This is a genomic window from Streptomyces sp. NPDC050548 (genome assembly GCF_044457385.1).
GTDB lineage: Bacteria > Actinomycetota > Actinomycetes > Streptomycetales > Streptomycetaceae > Streptomyces.
In genome coordinates, this window is record NZ_JBITGV010000016.1 from 94,868 (window position 1) to 111,588 (window position 16,721).

The 16,721-nt window shown below is 71.1% G+C and carries 13 protein-coding genes; 11 read left to right on the forward strand and 2 right to left on the reverse strand.

Translation table 11 applies throughout. The features are described from left to right. Positions 1–10 precede the first annotated feature (10 nt). The 9 genes from ACIBJH_RS35685 to ACIBJH_RS35725 all read left to right on the forward strand — a co-directional run bounded on the left by ACIBJH_RS35685 (position 11) and on the right by ACIBJH_RS35725 (position 13,140). Positions 11–952 (forward strand): ABC transporter permease, encoded by a 942-nt coding sequence (locus ACIBJH_RS35685; protein WP_399121099.1) that lies wholly within the window; start codon positions 11–13, stop codon positions 950–952. Further along, positions 949–2,805: a dipeptide/oligopeptide/nickel ABC transporter permease/ATP-binding protein gene (locus ACIBJH_RS35690; protein WP_399121100.1), complete on the forward strand. Its 1,857-nt coding sequence runs from the start codon at positions 949–951 to the stop codon at positions 2,803–2,805. Before ACIBJH_RS35685 ends, ACIBJH_RS35690 begins: the two co-directional genes overlap by 4 nt. Further along, on the forward strand, positions 2,802–3,731 hold the full coding sequence (locus ACIBJH_RS35695) for an ATP-binding cassette domain-containing protein (protein ID WP_399121101.1): 930 nt from the start codon (positions 2,802–2,804) through the stop codon (positions 3,729–3,731). Before ACIBJH_RS35690 ends, ACIBJH_RS35695 begins: the two co-directional genes overlap by 4 nt. After that, complete coding sequence (locus ACIBJH_RS35700) at positions 3,728–5,215, forward strand: glycoside hydrolase family 43 protein (protein ID WP_399121102.1); 1,488 nt, start codon at positions 3,728–3,730, stop codon at positions 5,213–5,215. The genes ACIBJH_RS35695 and ACIBJH_RS35700 overlap by 4 nt, the downstream gene beginning before the upstream one ends. A 59-nt stretch (positions 5,216–5,274) precedes the next feature. Continuing rightward, entirely contained in the window at positions 5,275–7,437 is a 2,163-nt protein-coding gene (locus tag ACIBJH_RS35705; RefSeq protein WP_399121103.1) for a beta-galactosidase, read from the forward strand. Continuing rightward, positions 7,434–9,980 (forward strand): beta-glucosidase, encoded by a 2,547-nt coding sequence (locus ACIBJH_RS35710; protein ID WP_399121104.1) that lies wholly within the window; start codon positions 7,434–7,436, stop codon positions 9,978–9,980. Before ACIBJH_RS35705 ends, ACIBJH_RS35710 begins: the two co-directional genes overlap by 4 nt. After that, a complete protein-coding gene (locus tag ACIBJH_RS35715) occupies positions 9,977–11,551 on the forward strand; it encodes a DUF4038 domain-containing protein (protein ID WP_399121105.1) in 1,575 nt (524 codons plus the stop codon). Before ACIBJH_RS35710 ends, ACIBJH_RS35715 begins: the two co-directional genes overlap by 4 nt. A gap of 121 nt (positions 11,552–11,672) precedes the next feature. Beyond that, positions 11,673–12,596, forward strand: a complete 924-nt coding sequence (locus tag ACIBJH_RS35720) for a DUF5829 family protein (protein ID WP_399121229.1) — start codon at positions 11,673–11,675, stop codon at positions 12,594–12,596. A 43-nt stretch (positions 12,597–12,639) separates the two neighbouring features. Next, positions 12,640–13,140, forward strand: a complete 501-nt coding sequence (locus tag ACIBJH_RS35725) for a GNAT family N-acetyltransferase (protein WP_399121106.1) — start codon at positions 12,640–12,642, stop codon at positions 13,138–13,140. Positions 13,141–13,163: 23 nt separating this feature from the next. Here the strand turns inward: ACIBJH_RS35725 and ACIBJH_RS35730 are convergent, their stop codons facing one another. Together ACIBJH_RS35730 and ACIBJH_RS35735 are read right to left on the reverse strand one after the other, a co-directional pair. Then, complete coding sequence (locus ACIBJH_RS35730) at positions 13,164–14,840, reverse strand: MFS transporter (RefSeq protein WP_399121230.1); 1,677 nt, start codon at positions 14,838–14,840, stop codon at positions 13,164–13,166. 146 nt (positions 14,841–14,986) lie between these two features. Beyond that, positions 14,987–15,427, reverse strand: coding sequence for a MarR family winged helix-turn-helix transcriptional regulator (locus tag ACIBJH_RS35735; protein WP_399121107.1), 441 nt, complete (start codon positions 15,425–15,427; stop codon positions 14,987–14,989). A 72-nt stretch (positions 15,428–15,499) separates the two neighbouring features. On the opposite strand from ACIBJH_RS35735, the gene ACIBJH_RS35740 reads away from it, so the two are divergent. Then, positions 15,500–16,387 (forward strand): PfkB family carbohydrate kinase, encoded by an 888-nt coding sequence (locus ACIBJH_RS35740; protein ID WP_399121108.1) that lies wholly within the window; start codon positions 15,500–15,502, stop codon positions 16,385–16,387. A 79-nt stretch (positions 16,388–16,466) separates the two neighbouring features. Then, on the forward strand, positions 16,467–16,661 hold the full coding sequence (locus ACIBJH_RS35745) for a hypothetical protein (RefSeq protein WP_399121109.1): 195 nt from the start codon (positions 16,467–16,469) through the stop codon (positions 16,659–16,661). Positions 16,662–16,721: the final 60 nt, after the last annotated feature.

Sequence of the window (16,721 nt, forward strand, 5' to 3'; positions counted from 1 at the left end):
GGAGAGACTGATGATTGTTTTCTTGGTCCGGCGCATCGCCGCCGGGCTGGTCCTGGTCCTGGTCATCGCGACCACGACCTTCGCGCTGATGGGCCTCACCGGCTCCGATCCGGTGCGCCAGATCGTGGGACAGACCGCCACCCAGCAGCAGGTGACCGCGAAGTCCGCCGAACTCGGGCTCGACCAGCCCTTCGTGGTCCGCTACGGCCACTGGCTCGCGGACGTGGTGCACGGCAACCTCGGCAGCTCGTGGTTCAGCGGTGAGTCCGTGACGACCTCGCTGGAGAACAAGCTGCCGGTCACGCTGTCGATCGTGCTGGCGGCGCTGCTGCTGTCGGCCGTACTGAGCACCGTCCTGGGAGTGGCCGCCGCGGTCCGCCGCGGAGCACTGGACCAGGTGGTGCAGCTGCTCGCGGTCCTCGGGTTCGCCGTGCCGAGCTTCCTGGTCGCCCTGGTGTTCGCCGTGGTGATCGGCGTCGACCTGGGCTGGCTGCCCGCGACCGGCTATGTCCCGTTCGCGGACTCGGCGAGCGGCTGGCTGAAGTCGATCACCCTCCCCGCGCTGTCGCTCTCCGTCGGAGCGATCGCCGCCACCGCCCAGCAGGTACGCGGCTCCATGGTCGACGTCCTGCGCGCGGACTACGTACGGACCCTGCGCAGCCGTGGCATCAGCGAGCGGAGCCTGCTGTTCCGGCACGCGCTGCGCAACGCGGCCCCGGCCGCGCTGACCGTGCTGGCCCTGCAGTTCATCGGCCTGGTCGGCGGCGCGGTGGTGGTCGAGAAGGTCTTCGGCCTCAACGGGATCGGCAGCGAGGCGACGAGCGCCGGATCCCAGGGCGACACCCCCGTGGTCATGGGTGTCGTCGTGGTCATGGTCGCCCTCGTCGTGGTGGTCAACATCCTGATGGACCTCGCGTACGGCTGGCTCAACCCGAAGGTGCGTGTCGGATGACGCTGCCTCAGTCCGAAGAAACAGCGATCGCCCCGGCCGTCGCCGCACACGGAAGGGCGGGCCTCCTGCGCCGGCTGCTGCGCAGCCCGGTGGCCGTGACCTGCCTGGTCCTCCTCGCCCTCATCTCCCTGGCCAGCCTGTTCGCACCGCTCCTGACCAGCCAGGACCCGGCGCACACCTCGCTCACCGAGAGCCTCGCCCCGATGAGCGGAAAGCACCCCCTGGGCGGTGACGGCGTCGGCCGTGACGTCCTGGCCCGGCTGCTCTACGGCGGCCGCACCAGCCTGCTGGGCGCCCTGCTCGCGGTGGCCGTCGCCGTGGTGATCGGCGTTCCCGCCGGTCTGGTCGCCGGCTACTACCGCAAGTGGTTCGACGCGGTGAGCAGTTGGGTGTCCAACCTGCTGATGGCAGTACCGGCGATCATCGTGCTGCTGGTCGTGATGTCCGCGGTGGGCCAGAACACCTACCTCGCCATGGCGGTCTTCGGCGTCCTGATGTCACCGGGCGTCTTCCGGCTGATCCGCGCCTCGGTGATCTCCGTGCGCGAGGAACTGTACGTCGACGCGGCCCGGGTCTCCGGCCTGGCCGACCGTCGGATCATCCGCCGGCACATCCTGCCCGTCGTCCAGGCGCCGACCATCATCCAGGCCGCCCAGATGCTGGGTCTCGGCATCGTCATCCAGTCCGGTCTTGAGTTCCTCGGCCTGGGCTCGGCGAGCCAGGCGAGCTGGGGCTCCATGCTCAACGACGCCTTCGCCAACATCTACAACAAGCCGGAGCTGATGGTCTGGCCCGGAGCGGCGCTCGCGGTGACCGTCGCCGCGTTCGGTCTGCTCGGCAACGCCCTGCGGGACGCGCTGGACGGCACCGCGACGCGCGGGCGGAAGCCGCGCGGCACGACACCTCGTAAGCCCGTGGTGGTAAAGCACTCTGCACCGCCCGAGGAGTCGGACGCGCTGCTCGCCCTCGAAGGCCTGACCGTCTCCTATCCGACGGCCGAGGGGGAGAAGACCGTCGTCGAGGGCGTCTCGCTCACGGTGCGAAGGGGCGAAGTCCTCGGACTGGTGGGGGAGTCGGGCTCGGGCAAGAGCCAGACCGCCTTCGCCGTACTGGGGCTCCTGCCCCCGGAGGCGAGCGTCTCCACCCGCCAGCTGATCTTCGACGGAACGGAGTTGGGAAGCCTCGGCCGCGCCGGGATGAACCGTTACCGGGGCCGCCGCATCGCCTACGTCCCACAGGAGCCGATGTCCAACCTCGACCCCTCCTTCCGTATCGGCGCCCAGCTGGTCGAACCGGTGCGCAGACACCTGAAGTTGTCGGCCGCCGAGGCGAAGGCCAAGATCCTCGCTCTGCTGGAGAGGGTCGGGATCGCCGACCCCGAGCGGGTCTTCAACAGCTATCCCCACCAGATCTCCGGCGGCATGGCGCAGCGCGTCCTCATCGCCGGCGCGGTCTCCTGCGAACCCGACCTGCTGATCGCCGACGAGCCGACCACCGCGCTCGATGTGACCGTGCAGGCCGAGGTGCTCGACCTGATCCGGTCCCTTCAACGCGAGCGGAACATGGGCGTGATCCTGGTGACCCACGACTTCGGTGTGGTGGCCGACATCTGCGACCGCGTGACGGTGATGCAGACCGGCACCGTCGTGGAGTCCGCCCCCGTACGGGAGTTGTTCGCCGATCCGCGCCACCCGTACACGCGGATGCTCCTGGCCTCCACGCTGGAGGACGCCGAGCCGAGGTCGCCGCTCAGCCGCATCGTGCCGTCGAGCGTCGCGGGAGCCACGAAGGCCGCGGACGTCACGGACACCGCAGGGATCACGAACTCCGCACATCAGGAGGGTCCGGCATGACCGCGACCATGAACGGGACACCGAACGGGCGACTTCCGGCCGACGAACCCTTGTTGGCAGTCGACGACTTGATCGTGGAGTACCCGTCCAAGGGCTGGCGCAAGCCGCCGTTCCGGGTGCTGAAGGGCGTGTCGATCACCATCGGCGCGGGCGAGACCCTCGGACTGGTCGGCGAGTCGGGCTCCGGCAAGACCACCCTGGGCCGGGCCGTCCTCGGCCTCGCCCCGGTCGCCTCCGGCGCCGTCCGCTACGCCGGGAGGGTCATCTCGGGCCTCGGCCCGAAGGAACGCCGGGCGCTCAGCAGTGACATCCAGGTGGTGTTCCAGGACCCGTACACCTCCCTCAACCCGGCGATGACCGTGAACGACATCCTCAGCGAACCGCTCCGCGTCGCGGGAACCCCTCGCGCGGAGGCCGAGAAGCGGGTGCGGGACCTGCTCGACCAGGTCCGGCTGCCCGCCGACGCGGGGGAGCGGCTGCCCCGGGAGTTCTCCGGCGGCCAGCGCCAACGCATCGCCATCGCACGGGCGTTGTCCCGGGACCCACGGGTCATCGTGTGCGACGAGCCGGTCAGCGCACTGGACCTCTCGACCCAGGCCCGGGTCCTCGACCTGTTCGTCGAGATCCAGGAACGCACCGGCGTCGCCTATCTCTTCGTCACCCACGACCTGTCCGTGGTCCGGCACATCAGCCACCGGGTCGCCGTCATGCAGGGCGGGGAGATCGTCGAGACCGGCGACGCGGCGACCGTCACCACCACACCCCAACACCCCTACACCAAGCGCCTGTTGCTCGCCGCGCCGGTGCCGGACCCGGCACGCCAGGCGGAGCGCCGGGCCGAACGGCAGCGCCTGGCGGAGGCCCTGGCGGCCGGCGCCTCCACGAACACCCCCGCTATCGCCTCGACGTCGGGAGACCGAGCATGACCCTGCCCAACCCCATCGTCCCCGGCTTCCACCCGGACCCCAGCGTCACCCGCGTCGGCGACGACTACTACCTCGCCTGTTCCAGCTTCGAGTACCTCCCCGGCATACCGCTGTTCCACAGCCGGGACCTGGAGCACTGGGAGCCGATCGGCCATGTCGTCACCCGTCCGGGGCAGTTGGCGGTCGAGAAGGTCCCCACGCTCGGTGGTGCCTGGGCGCCCACCATCCGTTTCCACGACGGCCGTTTCTGGCTGGTCGTCACCGACGCGATGGGACGCGGCAGCCTCGTCTTCACCGCCGACCGCGCCGAGGGCCCCTGGTCCGACGGCATCGTCATGCAGGGAGCGCCCGGCATCGACCCGGACCTCGCCTGGGACGCCGACGGCACCTGCTACGTCACCTACTCCGGTCTCCAGCTCGACGGCGACCGCGCCGGCGAGCACCTGGGCGTCCAGCAGGTCCGGATGGACCTCGAAACCGGCCAAGCCCTGGAAGAACCACGGTCGTTGTGGTCCGGCACGGGCCTGATGTTCCCCGAGGCACCGCACCTCTACGAGATCGACGGCACCTGGTACCTCCTGATCGCCGAGGGCGGCACCGAACGCGGGCACTCCGTGAGCATCGCCCGCGGACCCCGTCCCGACGGTCCCTTCGAGGGCTGCCCGGCCAATCCCGTGCTCAGCGCCCGCAGCACCGCCCGCAAGGTCCAGAACACCGGCCACGCCGACCTCGTACGTACTCCCGACGACGGCTGGGCCCTCATCCTGCTGGGGATGCGGCCCGGGGGTCTGACCAGGGCCTTCTCGCCCATGGGCCGGGAGACGTTCGGCACCACGCTGGAATGGGTCGACGGCTGGCCCGTGGTGCAGCCGGTCCAACTGACGCCGTCCACCGGACCGGTTGAGCAGAACGACACCTTCAGCGGCGCCCAACTCGGCCTGGAATGGCTCTCGATACGCACACCCGCCGCCGACTGGTCCTCGCTCACCGAGCGCCCGGGCCACCTCGTCGTCCACGCCGACGGCTCCACCATGGACGACCCCCGGCCACGGTTCGTCGGCCGCCGCCAGCAGCACGAGTCGGCCGTCTTCACGGTCCGCGTGGACAGCGGCGAGGGCATCGGTGGACTGAGCCTGCGCATCGACGAACTCCACCACTACGACATCGAGGTGGGCGCCGGCCTCGCCCGCGCCCGCGCCCGGGTGGGCGGACTCTCCCAGACCTGGGAGCAGCCGATTCCCCCGGGACCGGTGACCGTACGGATAGAGACCGAACCGGTCACCGGCATGGGCCTCGACGCCCTCGGCCCCGACGTGGTCCGCCTGTCCGTCGACCCCGGCACCGGACCGGTCGAACTCGCCGCCCTCGACGGCCGCTACGTCTCCGCCGAGACCGCCGCGTCCTTCACCGGCCGAGTCGTCGGCATGTACGCCACCGAAGGCACGGTCGCCTTCTCGCACTTCAGTTACCGGGGCGAGGACTGACACCTTCGTCCCGTCCCGAACCGGCCGACCGGTTCCTGACAGAAAGTCACCAGCACCGTATGGGCACTTCCTCCTCACCCATGCTCTTCGGAGCCGCGTACTACACCGAGTACCAGCCGTACGAAAGACTCGCGCAGGACCTCGATCTGATGGCCGAGGCCGGGTTCAACGTCATCCGGGTCGGCGAGTCGGTCTGGTCGACCTGGGAACCCCGCGAGGGACAGTTCGAGCTGGACTGGCTGCAGCCCGTGCTCGACGCCGCCCACGACCGCGGCATCAAGGCGATCGTGGGCACCCCGACCTACGCCGTCCCGCCCTGGCTGCGCCGCAAGTACCCCGAAACGGCGGCCCGTTCACGCACCGGGGAACCCATCCCGTACGGCATGCGCCAGGACGCGGACTACTCGCACCCCGCCTTCCGGCACCTCGCCGAACGGCTCGTCCGCAAGGTCGTGGGCCGCTACGCCGACCACCCCGCCGTCATCGGCTGGCAGGTCGACAACGAACCCGGACTCCGCCTCTTCCACAACGACTCGGTGTTCCAGGGCTTCCTCGACCACCTCCGCGACCGCTACGGCGACGTCGAGACCCTCAACCGCCGCTGGGGGCTCACCTATTGGTCCCACCGCCTGACGGACTGGGCGGACCTGTGGACCCCCGACGGCAACACCACCCCGTCCTACGACCTGGCCTGGCGCCGCTACCAGTCCCGGCTGACGCAGGAGTACATCACCTGGCACGCCGAACTGGTCCGCGGCCTCGTCCCCGAGCACCAGTTCATCACCACCTGCGTCGCCCTCGGCCAACAGGGCCTGGACATCTCCGCCATCGGCCGGCCCCTCGACGTCGCCGGGGCCAACATCTACTACGCCACCCAGGACGGACTGGCCCTCCCGGGCCCCGACGAACTCGTCGGCGGACTGCACCCGTTCTTCGTCCCCTGGTCGGGACCCGCCTGGCTCTCCCTCCAGAACGACCTGGCCCGCGGCATCCGCCAGGAACCCTTCCTCGTCATGGAGACCAACGCCACCTCCATCGGCGGCTCCGCCGACAACTTCCCCCTCTACCGGGGCCAGGCCCGCCAGGCCGTGTGGAACATGGTCGCGCGCGGAGCCAGAATGATCGAGTACTGGCACTGGCACTCCCTGCACTACGGCGCCGAGACCTACTGGGGCGGCATCCTCGGCCACAGCCTGGAACCCGGCCGGACGTACGAGGAACTCTCGGCGATCGCAGGGGAGTTGCAACAGGCGAGCCCGACGATCGAGGGCCTGCGCCCCCGCAGCGACGTGGCGATGCTGCTCTCCTCCGACAGCCGCTGGGCCATGGAGTTCATGGGACCGCTCCGGGGCGGCGCCCCCGCCTGGTTCGGCGACCCGCAGTCCTACGACCGGATCGTCGCCGCCTACTACCGGGGGCTGTTCGACGCCGGATTGTCCGTAGACATCGTTGCCCCGGAACAACTCCCGTCCAGTCCAGAGGAGTTGGTGGACCGCTGGCCGGTGCTCGTCGTCCCGGCGCTGTACATCGCGGACGACGCGACCCTCGATCTGCTGCGCCGCTACGCCGAAGCGGGCGGCCATCTCGTCCTCACCCCCCGCACCGGCTACGCCGACGAGGAGGCCGTCGCCCGGCACACGGTCATGCCCGGAGTGCTGCGCCCCGCCGCGGGCGCGCACTACCAGGAGTTCACCAATGTGCTGGCCCCGGTCACGATCACCAAGGGCGAGGGGACGCCGAACGGCCCCGCCCTGCACGGGCAGGCCACCGCATGGGCCGACGGGCTGATCCCGGACGGCGCGACCGTCCTCGCCGGGTACGACCATCCGCACCTGGGCGAGTTCGCCGCCGCCACCACCCACGAGTACGGCACCGGCCGGGTGACGTACATCGGCACCGTCCCCGACCGCGAACTCTCGCACAGCCTCGCCGACTGGATCGCCGCGACCTCACTGCCGCCGGACGCCTGGCGCGCGGCCCGGCCGGCCTCCGTCACCTGCACCTCGGCCACCACAGCCGACGGCGCGCTCCTGCGCTTCGTCCACAACTGGGCCTGGGAACCGGCCGATTACCGCCTCCCGGAAGACGTCCGCGACCTGCTCACCGGCGAGCCCCTCGCCGCCGGAACCGCCCTCGGGCTCGGCCCCTGGGACGTCCGGGTCCTCGTCGAGAGCGCAGGCGACACCCCCACCAACCACCCTTCATCGAGGAGGACGCCGTGACCCGGCAGCCCACCCCCACCGACGCCCCGCCCGCGGCCGACGAGGCCGAGCTCGCCAGGCGCCTCGGCGCGCTCACCCTGGAGCAGAAGGTGCGGCTGCTGACCGGCGCGGACTTCTGGTCCCTCCACCCCGAACCCGCCGTAGGACTACGGAGGTTGGTCGTCTCGGACGGCCCCGCCGGAGTCCGCGGCGAACTCTGGGACGAGCGCAGCCCCTCCGCCAACGTGCCCTCGCCCACCGCCCTCGCCGCCACCTGGGACGAGCGACTGGTCGAGAAACTCGGTGGGTTGCTCGCCCACGAGGCACGCGCCAAGGGCGTCGACGTCCTCCTCGCTCCCACTGTCAATCTGCACCGAACCCCTTACGGCGGACGGCATTTCGAGTGCTTCAGCGAGGACCCGCTGCTCACCTCCCGCATCGGCGTCGCCTATGTGAAGGGCGTGCAGGACGGCGGCGTGGCGGCCACCGTGAAGCACTTCGTCGGCAACGACTCCGAGACCCAGCGGATGACGCTCGACGCCCGCATCGGCGAACGCGCCCTGCGGGAGCTGTACTTGACGCCGTTCGAGGCGATCGTCGGCGAGGGTCGCGTCTGGGCCGTCATGGCCGCCTACAACGGGGTCAACGGACACCCGATGACCGAGAGCCCGCTGCTGCGCCAAGTCCTGCACGACGACTGGCACTTCGACGGACTGGTGATGTCGGACTGGTTCGCCGCCCGCACCACCGAGCAGTCCGCGCGCGCCGCGCTGGACCTGGTGATGCCCGGCCCGATCGGCCCGTGGGGCGACGCGCTGGTCGCCGCCGTACGCAAGGGCAAGGTCGACGAAACGCTCGTCGACGACAAGGTGCTGCGGCTGCTGCGCCTCGCCGCCCGCGTCGGCGCGCTGGACGGCATACCCACCACCGCCCGGCCACCGGAGCAGGACACCGCATCGGTCGCGGCCCGACTGCGTGAGACCGCCGCCGCCGGATTCGTGCTCGCCCGCAACGAGAACGCCGTACTGCCCCTGAACCACGCGGTGTTGAAGAAGGTCGCCGTGCTCGGCCCCAACGCCTCCGTGGCCCGCACCCTCGGCGGCGGCAGCGCCACCGTCTTCCCGCCGTACACCGTCTCCCCGCTCGACGGCATCCGTGCCGCCCTCGGTGACGGCGTCGAGGTCACCCACGGCATCGGCGTCACCCCGCAGACCCGCACCCCCGTGGCGCCGCTGTCCCACCTCCGCCTTCCCGACGGCTCCGGCGAGGGCACCGAGGTCCGCTTCCTCACCGCGGACGGAACCCTCCTGGGCTCCGAACTCCGCGCCGGAGCCGCCTACACCTGGATGGGCTCCTACGGCCCCGGAGTGCCCGTCGGCGAGGTCGCCCGGGTGGAGGTACGCACCGTCGTCCGTGCGACCGGGGTCGGCCGCTACGCGATCGGCGGCTCGGGCATCGGCCGCTTCCGGATGTCCGTCGCGGGGGCCGAGGCCTTCGACGTACGGCTCCAACTCCCGCCGGGCGCCGACCTGGTGGAGGGGCTCATGACCCCGCCCCAGCAGCTGCACACCGTGGAGCTGGCTGAGGGCGAGGAGACCGAGATCGTCCTCACCCACGACATCGACATCGACGCCGACAGCGAGTCCGCCTCCGGCTCCACGGGCGAGGCCATCGGTGGTGCGGTCACCATGTTCCAGCTCAATCTGTTGCCCCCGCACGGCAGCGACGACGAGGAGATCGAGCGGGCCGTGGCACTCGCCCGGGAGGCCGAGGTCGCCGTGGTCGTGGTCGGCACCACCGAGGAGGTCGAGAGCGAGGGCTTCGACCGCACGAGCCTCGCCCTTCCCGGCCGGCAGGACGAACTCGTCCGCCGGGTCGCCGAGGCCAACTCCCGTACCGTCGTGGTGGTCAACTCCGGGGCGCCGGTGCTGCTTCCGTGGGCCGACGACGTGGCGGCCGTGCTGCTCGCCTGGTTCCCCGGCCAGGAGTTCGGCAACGCGCTCGCCGACGTCCTGCTCGGCGAGGTGGAACCGGGCGGCCGACTGCCCACGGTCTGGCCCGCCTCCGAACACGGACTGCCCACCACCGAACCGTCCGACGGCGTCCTCACCTACGACGAGGGCCTGTTCATCGGCCACCGTGGCGCCGGCCGTCCCGAGTGGCAGCCGCCCCGCTACGACTTCGGCCACGGACTCGGCTACACCACCTGGGAGTACGTCTCGCTCGACGTCCCCGGCGAGGCGGAGCCCGGCGCCGACTTCACGGCGGAGGTGCGCATCCGCAACACCGGTACGCGGCAAGGCAAGGAGGTCGTACAGATCTACGCCGGCCGCCCCGCAAGCGAGGTCGAACGCGCGGTCCGCTGGCTCGCCGGGTTCGCCGTGGTCGAGGCCGCGCCCGGCGAGGAGACCGTCGCGACGGTGACTGTGGACGCGCGGGCCCTGCGGCACTGGGACACCGGGACAGGCGGTTGGACGGTGGAGCCGGGCACCTTCCGCCTGGAAGCGGGCCCCTCTTCCACGACCCTGCCTCTCACCGCCGACTTCACCATCCGCCCGTCATGAGCCGTGCACGACCGGAAGCGGACCCGGTGACCGTCCCCTGGCGGGGGACCGAGATCACCCTCACCGGGGTCCGCGACCACGCCAACCCCTATACGGACGTCGACGTCTGGGCCGATTTCACCCACGAGTCCGGGACGGTCCTGCGCCGCCCGGCCTTCTGGGACGGCGGCCGGGTCTGGAGGATCCGGTTCGCCTCCCCGGAGCCGGCCGGCCGCTGGACCTGGCGCAGCGACAGCAACTGCCTCACGGACGAAGGACTCTCCGGGCGGACCGGAACCCTCGACGTCCGCCCCGCCACGGACGACGCCAACTCCTTCGACCGGCACGGCTTCTGGCGGATGTCACCCGGTGGACGCAGCCTGGTGCACGCCGACGGAACGCCCGCACTGCTGGTCGCCGACACCGCCTGGGCCCTGCCCTGGCGGGCCACGGAAGAACAGGTCAGGCAGTACGCGGCCGACCGCCGGACCAAGGGCTTCAACGCGGCCCTGCTCATGAGCGTCCAGCCCGACATGGACGCGCGCGGCCCCCGCGACCGCACCGCCGACGAGGGGTTCGACGTCGGCTTCGAGGACCTGCCAACCGGGCACGTCAACGTCCTGAATCCGGCGTACTTCCAGTACCTCGACCGGCTGACCGGCATCCTCCGCGACCACGGGATCGTGCCCGTCCTCCAGCCGCTCTTCCACGGCTTCGGCTGGAAGGGCCAGCGAGTTGCGGGCCCGGTGGTCCCACCACAGGAGTACGCCCGCTACTGCCGCTACCTGGTCGCCCGCTACGGCGCCGCCCCCACCGTCTACCTGGTCGGCGCCGACGGAGAGGGCGGCGAACCACAGATCGCGGCGGGCGGCGCGGAGATCGGCCGCTGGGACGGCTACGGCCAGCCCTGCGGCATCCACTACCGGCCGCACTCCGCCAACCGCGCCCACCAGCACGAGAGTTGGCTGCACTTCCAGTGGTGCCAGACCGGCCACATGGGCGGACATGTCCAGGAACGGGTCGCCGACATGTGGCGCAACACCCCGCCCAAGGCGGTGGCGAATGGCGAGCCGACGTATGAGAACACCGGCCGCCCGGGGCGTGCATCGGGCTGGTGGCAGGGACACGAGGCCTGGAGCAACCTCTGCGCCGGCGGCACGATGGGCGTCGTGTACGGCGCGGCGAGCCTGTGGCAGTGGCGACTGCACCCCGACGAACCCGGCCACGAGACGTACTTCCTCGCCGAGGACGCGGGCTGGCGCGAGGCACTCGACTTCGAGGGCTCGCACCACGTCGGCCGCATCTCCCGCATCCTCGACGGCCTCCCGCTCACGGACATGCGCCCGGACTGGCAGTCCACCCTGGCACCGCGGGGTTTGTCCGTCCCCGGCGAGCTGTACCTCTGCTACGCGGAGGAGGGTGGCCCGCTGATCATCACCGCCCCGGAGAACGTCCCGCTTCCCTACCGCGTCGTAGATCCGCGTACCGGCGCCACCGTACGGGAGGGTGTACGCGCCACGGCCGGGGATCCCGTGCCCGACGAGGGAGGGGCACCGAGGGTGTACATCTGCCATGCCCCGCGGGGGAGTTGATCCATGGGGGAGGCTGCTGTGCGGCCCGTGTGTCAAGCATTTCGACCTCGTTCACAACGCACGGCAGCCGTCCCCTCGCCGCCCTACGATCGCGCGCATGCTGATACGTCGGACATTTCGATTGATCATCGTGCTCGTCATGGCCCTGGCCGGAGCGATCGGAGGTGGTGTGGGGGCGGCACAGGCCGAAGGCGGCCGGTCGTCCTCGCTCGATCGGCAACTGCTGTTCTACAACCACTCCTACGGCGTCTTCGACCGGGAGACCGCCGACGCCATCGAACACTCCGACTACCTGCGGGACTTCGCCAACTTCCAGGTCCGCACCACGACCGGCACTGGCGGACAGACCTGGACCGGCCGCTACCTGATGGGCCGTGAGACCTACGTGGAACTGTTCGGAGTCGGTGACGTCGCGGGCCAGGACGGCACTCTCGGCTCCGCCGGGCTGGGCCTGTCGACCGAGCGGGCGGGCGACCTGGCGACGGTCACCGCACGGCTGAAGGACGAAGGGGTCGCCGACCCGATCGAGTTCCTCCAGACCAGGGACTTCGGCGACGGCGTGCCCGTGCCGTGGTTCGACGCCGTCCTCACCACCACCGAGTACGACGCCTTCGGCGCCTGGGCGATGGAGTACCGGCCGGAGTACTTCGCCGACCCCCGCGGCAACACCGAACCGCCGAACTACCCGGGCGACGTGGGCCGGGAACGCTACCTCTCCGACGACTACCGCACCCACCTGATGCGTGACGTGACCTCCGTCCGTATCGCGGTCACCCAGGGCGACCTCGCCGACACCGTGCCCCTGCTGCGGGCCGGCGGCTTCACTGTCCGGACCGTGGCGGGCGGTGGCGTCGTCGCGGAGGGCGGCGGCACCACGATCCGCCTCGATGTCGTACCGCGCGAGAACGCGGGGATGCGGCGGGTCGACTTCGCACTCAACCGGCCCGTGAAGGACCGACACGTGGAGCGGATCGGCCACTCGACCCTCACCGTCGGCCCCGGCAGCCGGGCCGTGTGGACGTTCGCCCACAACGGCACCCCGTAGGGGCTCGTACGGAGCCCGGCTCGTACCGTGTGATGCTGACGTCATGACTGCTCAGGACCAGGTTTCCGTCGTCCGCCGACCGGGCGGAGAGCTCTCCGCCGAGGACGGCACGGCCGCGCTGCTGACGGCCTACCACCTGCGCACGGAGGCCGAGAAGGGCCGTGCCGTCGCCGATGCGGACGGTCTGCCGGACCGCTACCGCGCGGAGATCGCGGACCCGCGCACCGCGTTCGCCGACGACGTGGTGCTCCTGGCGCTGAGCGGGAGCACCCCGGTGGGCTGTCTGGTGGTGACGGCCCCCGCCGGCGGACGGTCGGAGATCAAGAGGCTCTGGACGGACCCGGCATTCCGGGGCCGGGGCATCGCGTCGGACCTGCTCCGTGCCGCACTCGCGCATGCCGCGGAAAGCGACGCGAGCACCGTGCGACTGTCGGTCTGGAAATGGCGCACCGGGGCCATCGCCCTGTACGAGCGGTTCGGCTTCACCGTCACCGAGTCATGGGACGACCGCGATCAACTGGTGTGCATGGAGCGCACCGTGTGAATGGTCTCCCCACAACTCGCTTTCTACGACGCCCCGTTCGGCCCCGCCTGGGTGGCCTCGGGTGTCTCGGTGGGGGCGGCCGGCAGACCGGCCGGTGCCGGTTCGGGGCCGGGCTCGGACTGGTGGCCGCCGCGCAGGGCCGAGGCGACTGCGGAGACCAGTGCCATGCCCGCCGCCACGCCGAAGACGATGGTCAGGCCGTGGTGGAACGGGCCGGAGACCAGCCGAGGGAAGAAGGAGTGGCCGGTCAGGACGGCGCGCTGGGCCGCCGAGAGCTGGTCGAGGACGCCGTTGGACGCGAGCAGGTGCTGGATGGGGTTGTTGCCGAGGAACGTGGCGAACAGGGTGCTCACCGGTGGCAGCGACGCGGCCTGGTCGGCGGCACCGGCCGGAACGCCGTGCGCCTGGAGTCCCTTGCTCAGCGTGCCGGGCAGCGAGGTGGCGAGCCCGGAGACCATCAGGGAGAAGAACACGCCGATGGACAGGGCGGTGCCCGAGTTCTGGAAGGTGGAGCGCATGCCCGAGGCGACACCCCGGTACTCGCTCGGCACACTGCCCATGATCGAGGACGTGTTCGGCGCGGAGAACATGCCCTGGCCAAGACCGTTGAGCAGCAGCAGCGCCGCGAACATCCCGTAGTCGAAGTCGATCGGGAGCGCGAGCAGCCCGACGAAGGAGAGCGCCACGACGACCAGGCCGACCGTCGAGAACATCCGGGCGCCGAACCGGTCCGACAGATATCCGGACACGGGCCCGGCGATGAGGAACCCGACCGTGAGCGGCAGCATGAAGATGCCCGCCCACAGCGGGGTGTCCTCGTAGTCGTAGCCGTGCAACGGCAGCCAGATGCCCTGCAGCCAGATGATCAGCATGAACTGCAGCCCGCCGCGCGCGATCGCGGTCAGCAGCGCGGCCAGGTTGCCCGCCGCGAAGGCCCGTACCTTGAACAGGGCCAGGTCGAACATCGGTTCGGCGATGTGCGTCTCGATGTAGCAGAAGACCAGGAGCAGGACGACGCCGCCGATCAGGCCGCTGAGGACCCACGGGTTCCCCCAGCCGGTGGCGCTGCCGCCGTAGGGCTGGATGCCGTAGGTGATGCCCGCGAGGAGGATTCCGGCGCCCGCCGCGAAGGTGAGGTTGCCGAGCCAGTCGATGCGGCCGGGGCGGCCCGCCGAGGTCTCGCGCAGGCTCAGATACGACCAGATCGTGCCGGTGATGCTGATCGGCACGCTCACCCAGAACACCGCGCGCCAGTCGACGACGGCCAGCAGACCGCCGGCGAGGAGGCCGAGGAACTGCCCGGCGAGGGCGGTGATCTGGTTGACGCCGAGCGCCATTCCGCGCTGCCGGGCGGGGAACGCGTCGGTCAGGATGGCGGCCGAGTTGGCGGTGAGCATCGAGCCGCCGAAGGCCTGCACGATCCGCCACAGGATCAGCCACATCGCCCCCGCCCCCGCGCGGAACGGGTCCAGGGACAGCGCGACGGACGCACACGCGAAGATCAGGAAGCCGATGTTGTAGATCTTCACCCGGCCGAACATGTCACCGAGCCGGCCGAGCACGACGACGAGTACCGCCGAGACCAGCAGATAGCCCAGGATCATCCACAGCAGATAGCCGATGTTGCCCGGCGCGAGCGGGTCGAGGCCGATGCCCCGGAAGATCGCCGGCAGCGAGATGATCACGATGGAGGCGTCCATCGTGGCGATCAGCACCCCGAGCGTGGTGTTCGACAGCGCGACCCATTTGTAGTTGGGCCCCGGGGGAGTGTCCTTACGACGGCCCGAGCGCACGGCGCCCGACAAGGGCGGCCGAGCACCGTCGCCGGGTATGTCCCCTGTCCCGCTCACAGTCGCTCCGCCAGTCGGTCGAGGAGGGGCAGGGCCGACGCGAGGGTCGCGCGCTCCTCCGCGGTGAACTCGTCGAGGACGGCCCCGAGCCGGTGCACCGACGCGGAGCGCCGCTCGGCCAGCACGGAGTGTCCCTCGTCCGTGATCTCCAGAATGCTGCGCCGCCCGTCCGCCGGATCGGGGCTGCGGCGGACCAGTCCGCGCTGTTCCAGCAGTGCGAGCGTGCTCGCCATGGCCTGGGGGCGGACCCGCTCCGCCTCGGCGAGGGACGTCGGAGACTCGGCGCCGTCACGGGCGAGCCGGGCCAGGACCGAGACTCCGGAGAGCGACACATCACCCACGGCGTGCGCCTGCCGCAGCCGCCGCGTCACCCGCCCCACCGCGAGCCGCAGCTCGGACGCGAGCCGGGCGGTGTCGTTCGGACCGTTCACCTTCATGGGTACTAACACTAGATTTATCAGCCTGGACTGCTCAACCAATTGTTAGTAAATCGAGCGAGGAGGTCGCCGGTGGAGAGAGGACGCCCCGCAGGACTGTTCGTCGGGCTGTGCACCCTGGACGTCATCCAGCTCGTGGACCACGCCCCGGGCCCGAACGAGAAACTCACCGCCCGGGACCAGGTGGTCGCTGCGGGCGGCCCGGCGGCGAACGCGGCCGTGACATTCGCCCACCTGGGCGGTACGGCCACGCTGCTGACGGCGATCGGCCGCCACCCGTTGGGAGCCGGGGTGGCCGCCGACCTGAACGCGCTGGGCGTGACCGTCCGCGACCTGGCGGCCGACTCGACGCGACCGCCAGCCGTCTCCACCGTGCTCGTGACCGCGTCCACCGGGGAACGCGCCGTCGCCTCGACCAACGCGACAGCACACCGGCTCGCCCCGCCCGACGATCTCGACGCGCTGGTGGCGGCCTGCGACCTCGTCGAGTTCGACGGCCACCACATGGAACTCGCGATCGCCACGGCCCGTTCGGCGCGTGCCGTCGGCCGCAAGACCCTTTTCGACGGCGGCAGTTGGAAGCCCGGCACGGAGGAGCTGCTGCCCCTGCTCGACATCGCCGTCTGCTCGGCCGACTTCCGCCCGCCCGGCACCCGCACACCGACGGACACGCTGCGCTTCCTGCGGGACCACGGGGTGCTCCTGTCGGCGGTCAGCAGGGGAGCGGACCCCGTCCTGTGGGCGGGCCCCGACAGCGAGGGCGCGATCGAGGTGCCCGAGGTGCACGTCGCGGACACACTGGGCGCGGGCGACGTGCTGCACGGGGCCCTCGCCCATCACCTCGCACGCCAGGACCGCCTGACCTCGGACGGCTTCGCCGAGGCGCTGCGCCCGGCGGCCGCCGTGGCCTCACGGGCCTCCGCCTCGTTCGGTACGCGCGCGTGGATGCGCGAGGGGTGACCCGGCCGACGCGCCAGGACCTGAGAAGATCATCAGGAACGTACGCGTCACCGGACCGTACGAACCAGGGGTGGGAAACATGATCGTTGTACTGCTGCTCGGTGTCCTCGTGCTCGTCATCGGCGGGTGCGTCTGTGTGGTGTGGGCAGAGCGCGGTGGGCCTCGCTGGGCGCGCGTCGTGGCGACCGTGACCCTCACCGCGAGCGAAGTGTTGCGCAGCTCCAGCAAGAAGCGCGGGTCGGGCTCGGGCACGAGCAGCCAGGGCGACGACTAGCGGGGCCCGGCCGCCGGGGCAGGTGCCGAACCGGTCGGGGAACGCGCCGCGACGGAACCC

Excerpts from the sequence above, each read along its gene's own strand:
- ACIBJH_RS35715 (WP_399121105.1), top strand. The coding sequence starts at position 9,977 with ATGAGCCGTGCACGACCGGAAGCGGACCCGGTGACCGTCCCCTGGCGG.
- ACIBJH_RS35690 (WP_399121100.1), top strand. The coding sequence starts at position 949 with ATGACGCTGCCTCAGTCCGAAGAAACAGCGATCGCCCCGGCCGTCGCC.
- ACIBJH_RS35685 (WP_399121099.1), top strand. The coding sequence starts at position 11 with ATGATTGTTTTCTTGGTCCGGCGCATCGCCGCCGGGCTGGTCCTGGTC.
- ACIBJH_RS35700 (WP_399121102.1), top strand. The coding sequence starts at position 3,728 with ATGACCCTGCCCAACCCCATCGTCCCCGGCTTCCACCCGGACCCCAGC.
- ACIBJH_RS35730 (WP_399121230.1), bottom strand. The coding sequence starts at position 14,840 with ATGGACGCCTCCATCGTGATCATCTCGCTGCCGGCGATCTTCCGGGGC.
- ACIBJH_RS35705 (WP_399121103.1), top strand. The coding sequence starts at position 5,275 with ATGGGCACTTCCTCCTCACCCATGCTCTTCGGAGCCGCGTACTACACC.
- ACIBJH_RS35735 (WP_399121107.1), bottom strand. The coding sequence starts at position 15,427 with ATGAAGGTGAACGGTCCGAACGACACCGCCCGGCTCGCGTCCGAGCTG.
- ACIBJH_RS35695 (WP_399121101.1), top strand. The coding sequence starts at position 2,802 with ATGACCGCGACCATGAACGGGACACCGAACGGGCGACTTCCGGCCGAC.
- ACIBJH_RS35725 (WP_399121106.1), top strand. The coding sequence starts at position 12,640 with ATGACTGCTCAGGACCAGGTTTCCGTCGTCCGCCGACCGGGCGGAGAG.
- ACIBJH_RS35745 (WP_399121109.1), top strand. The coding sequence starts at position 16,467 with ATGATCGTTGTACTGCTGCTCGGTGTCCTCGTGCTCGTCATCGGCGGG.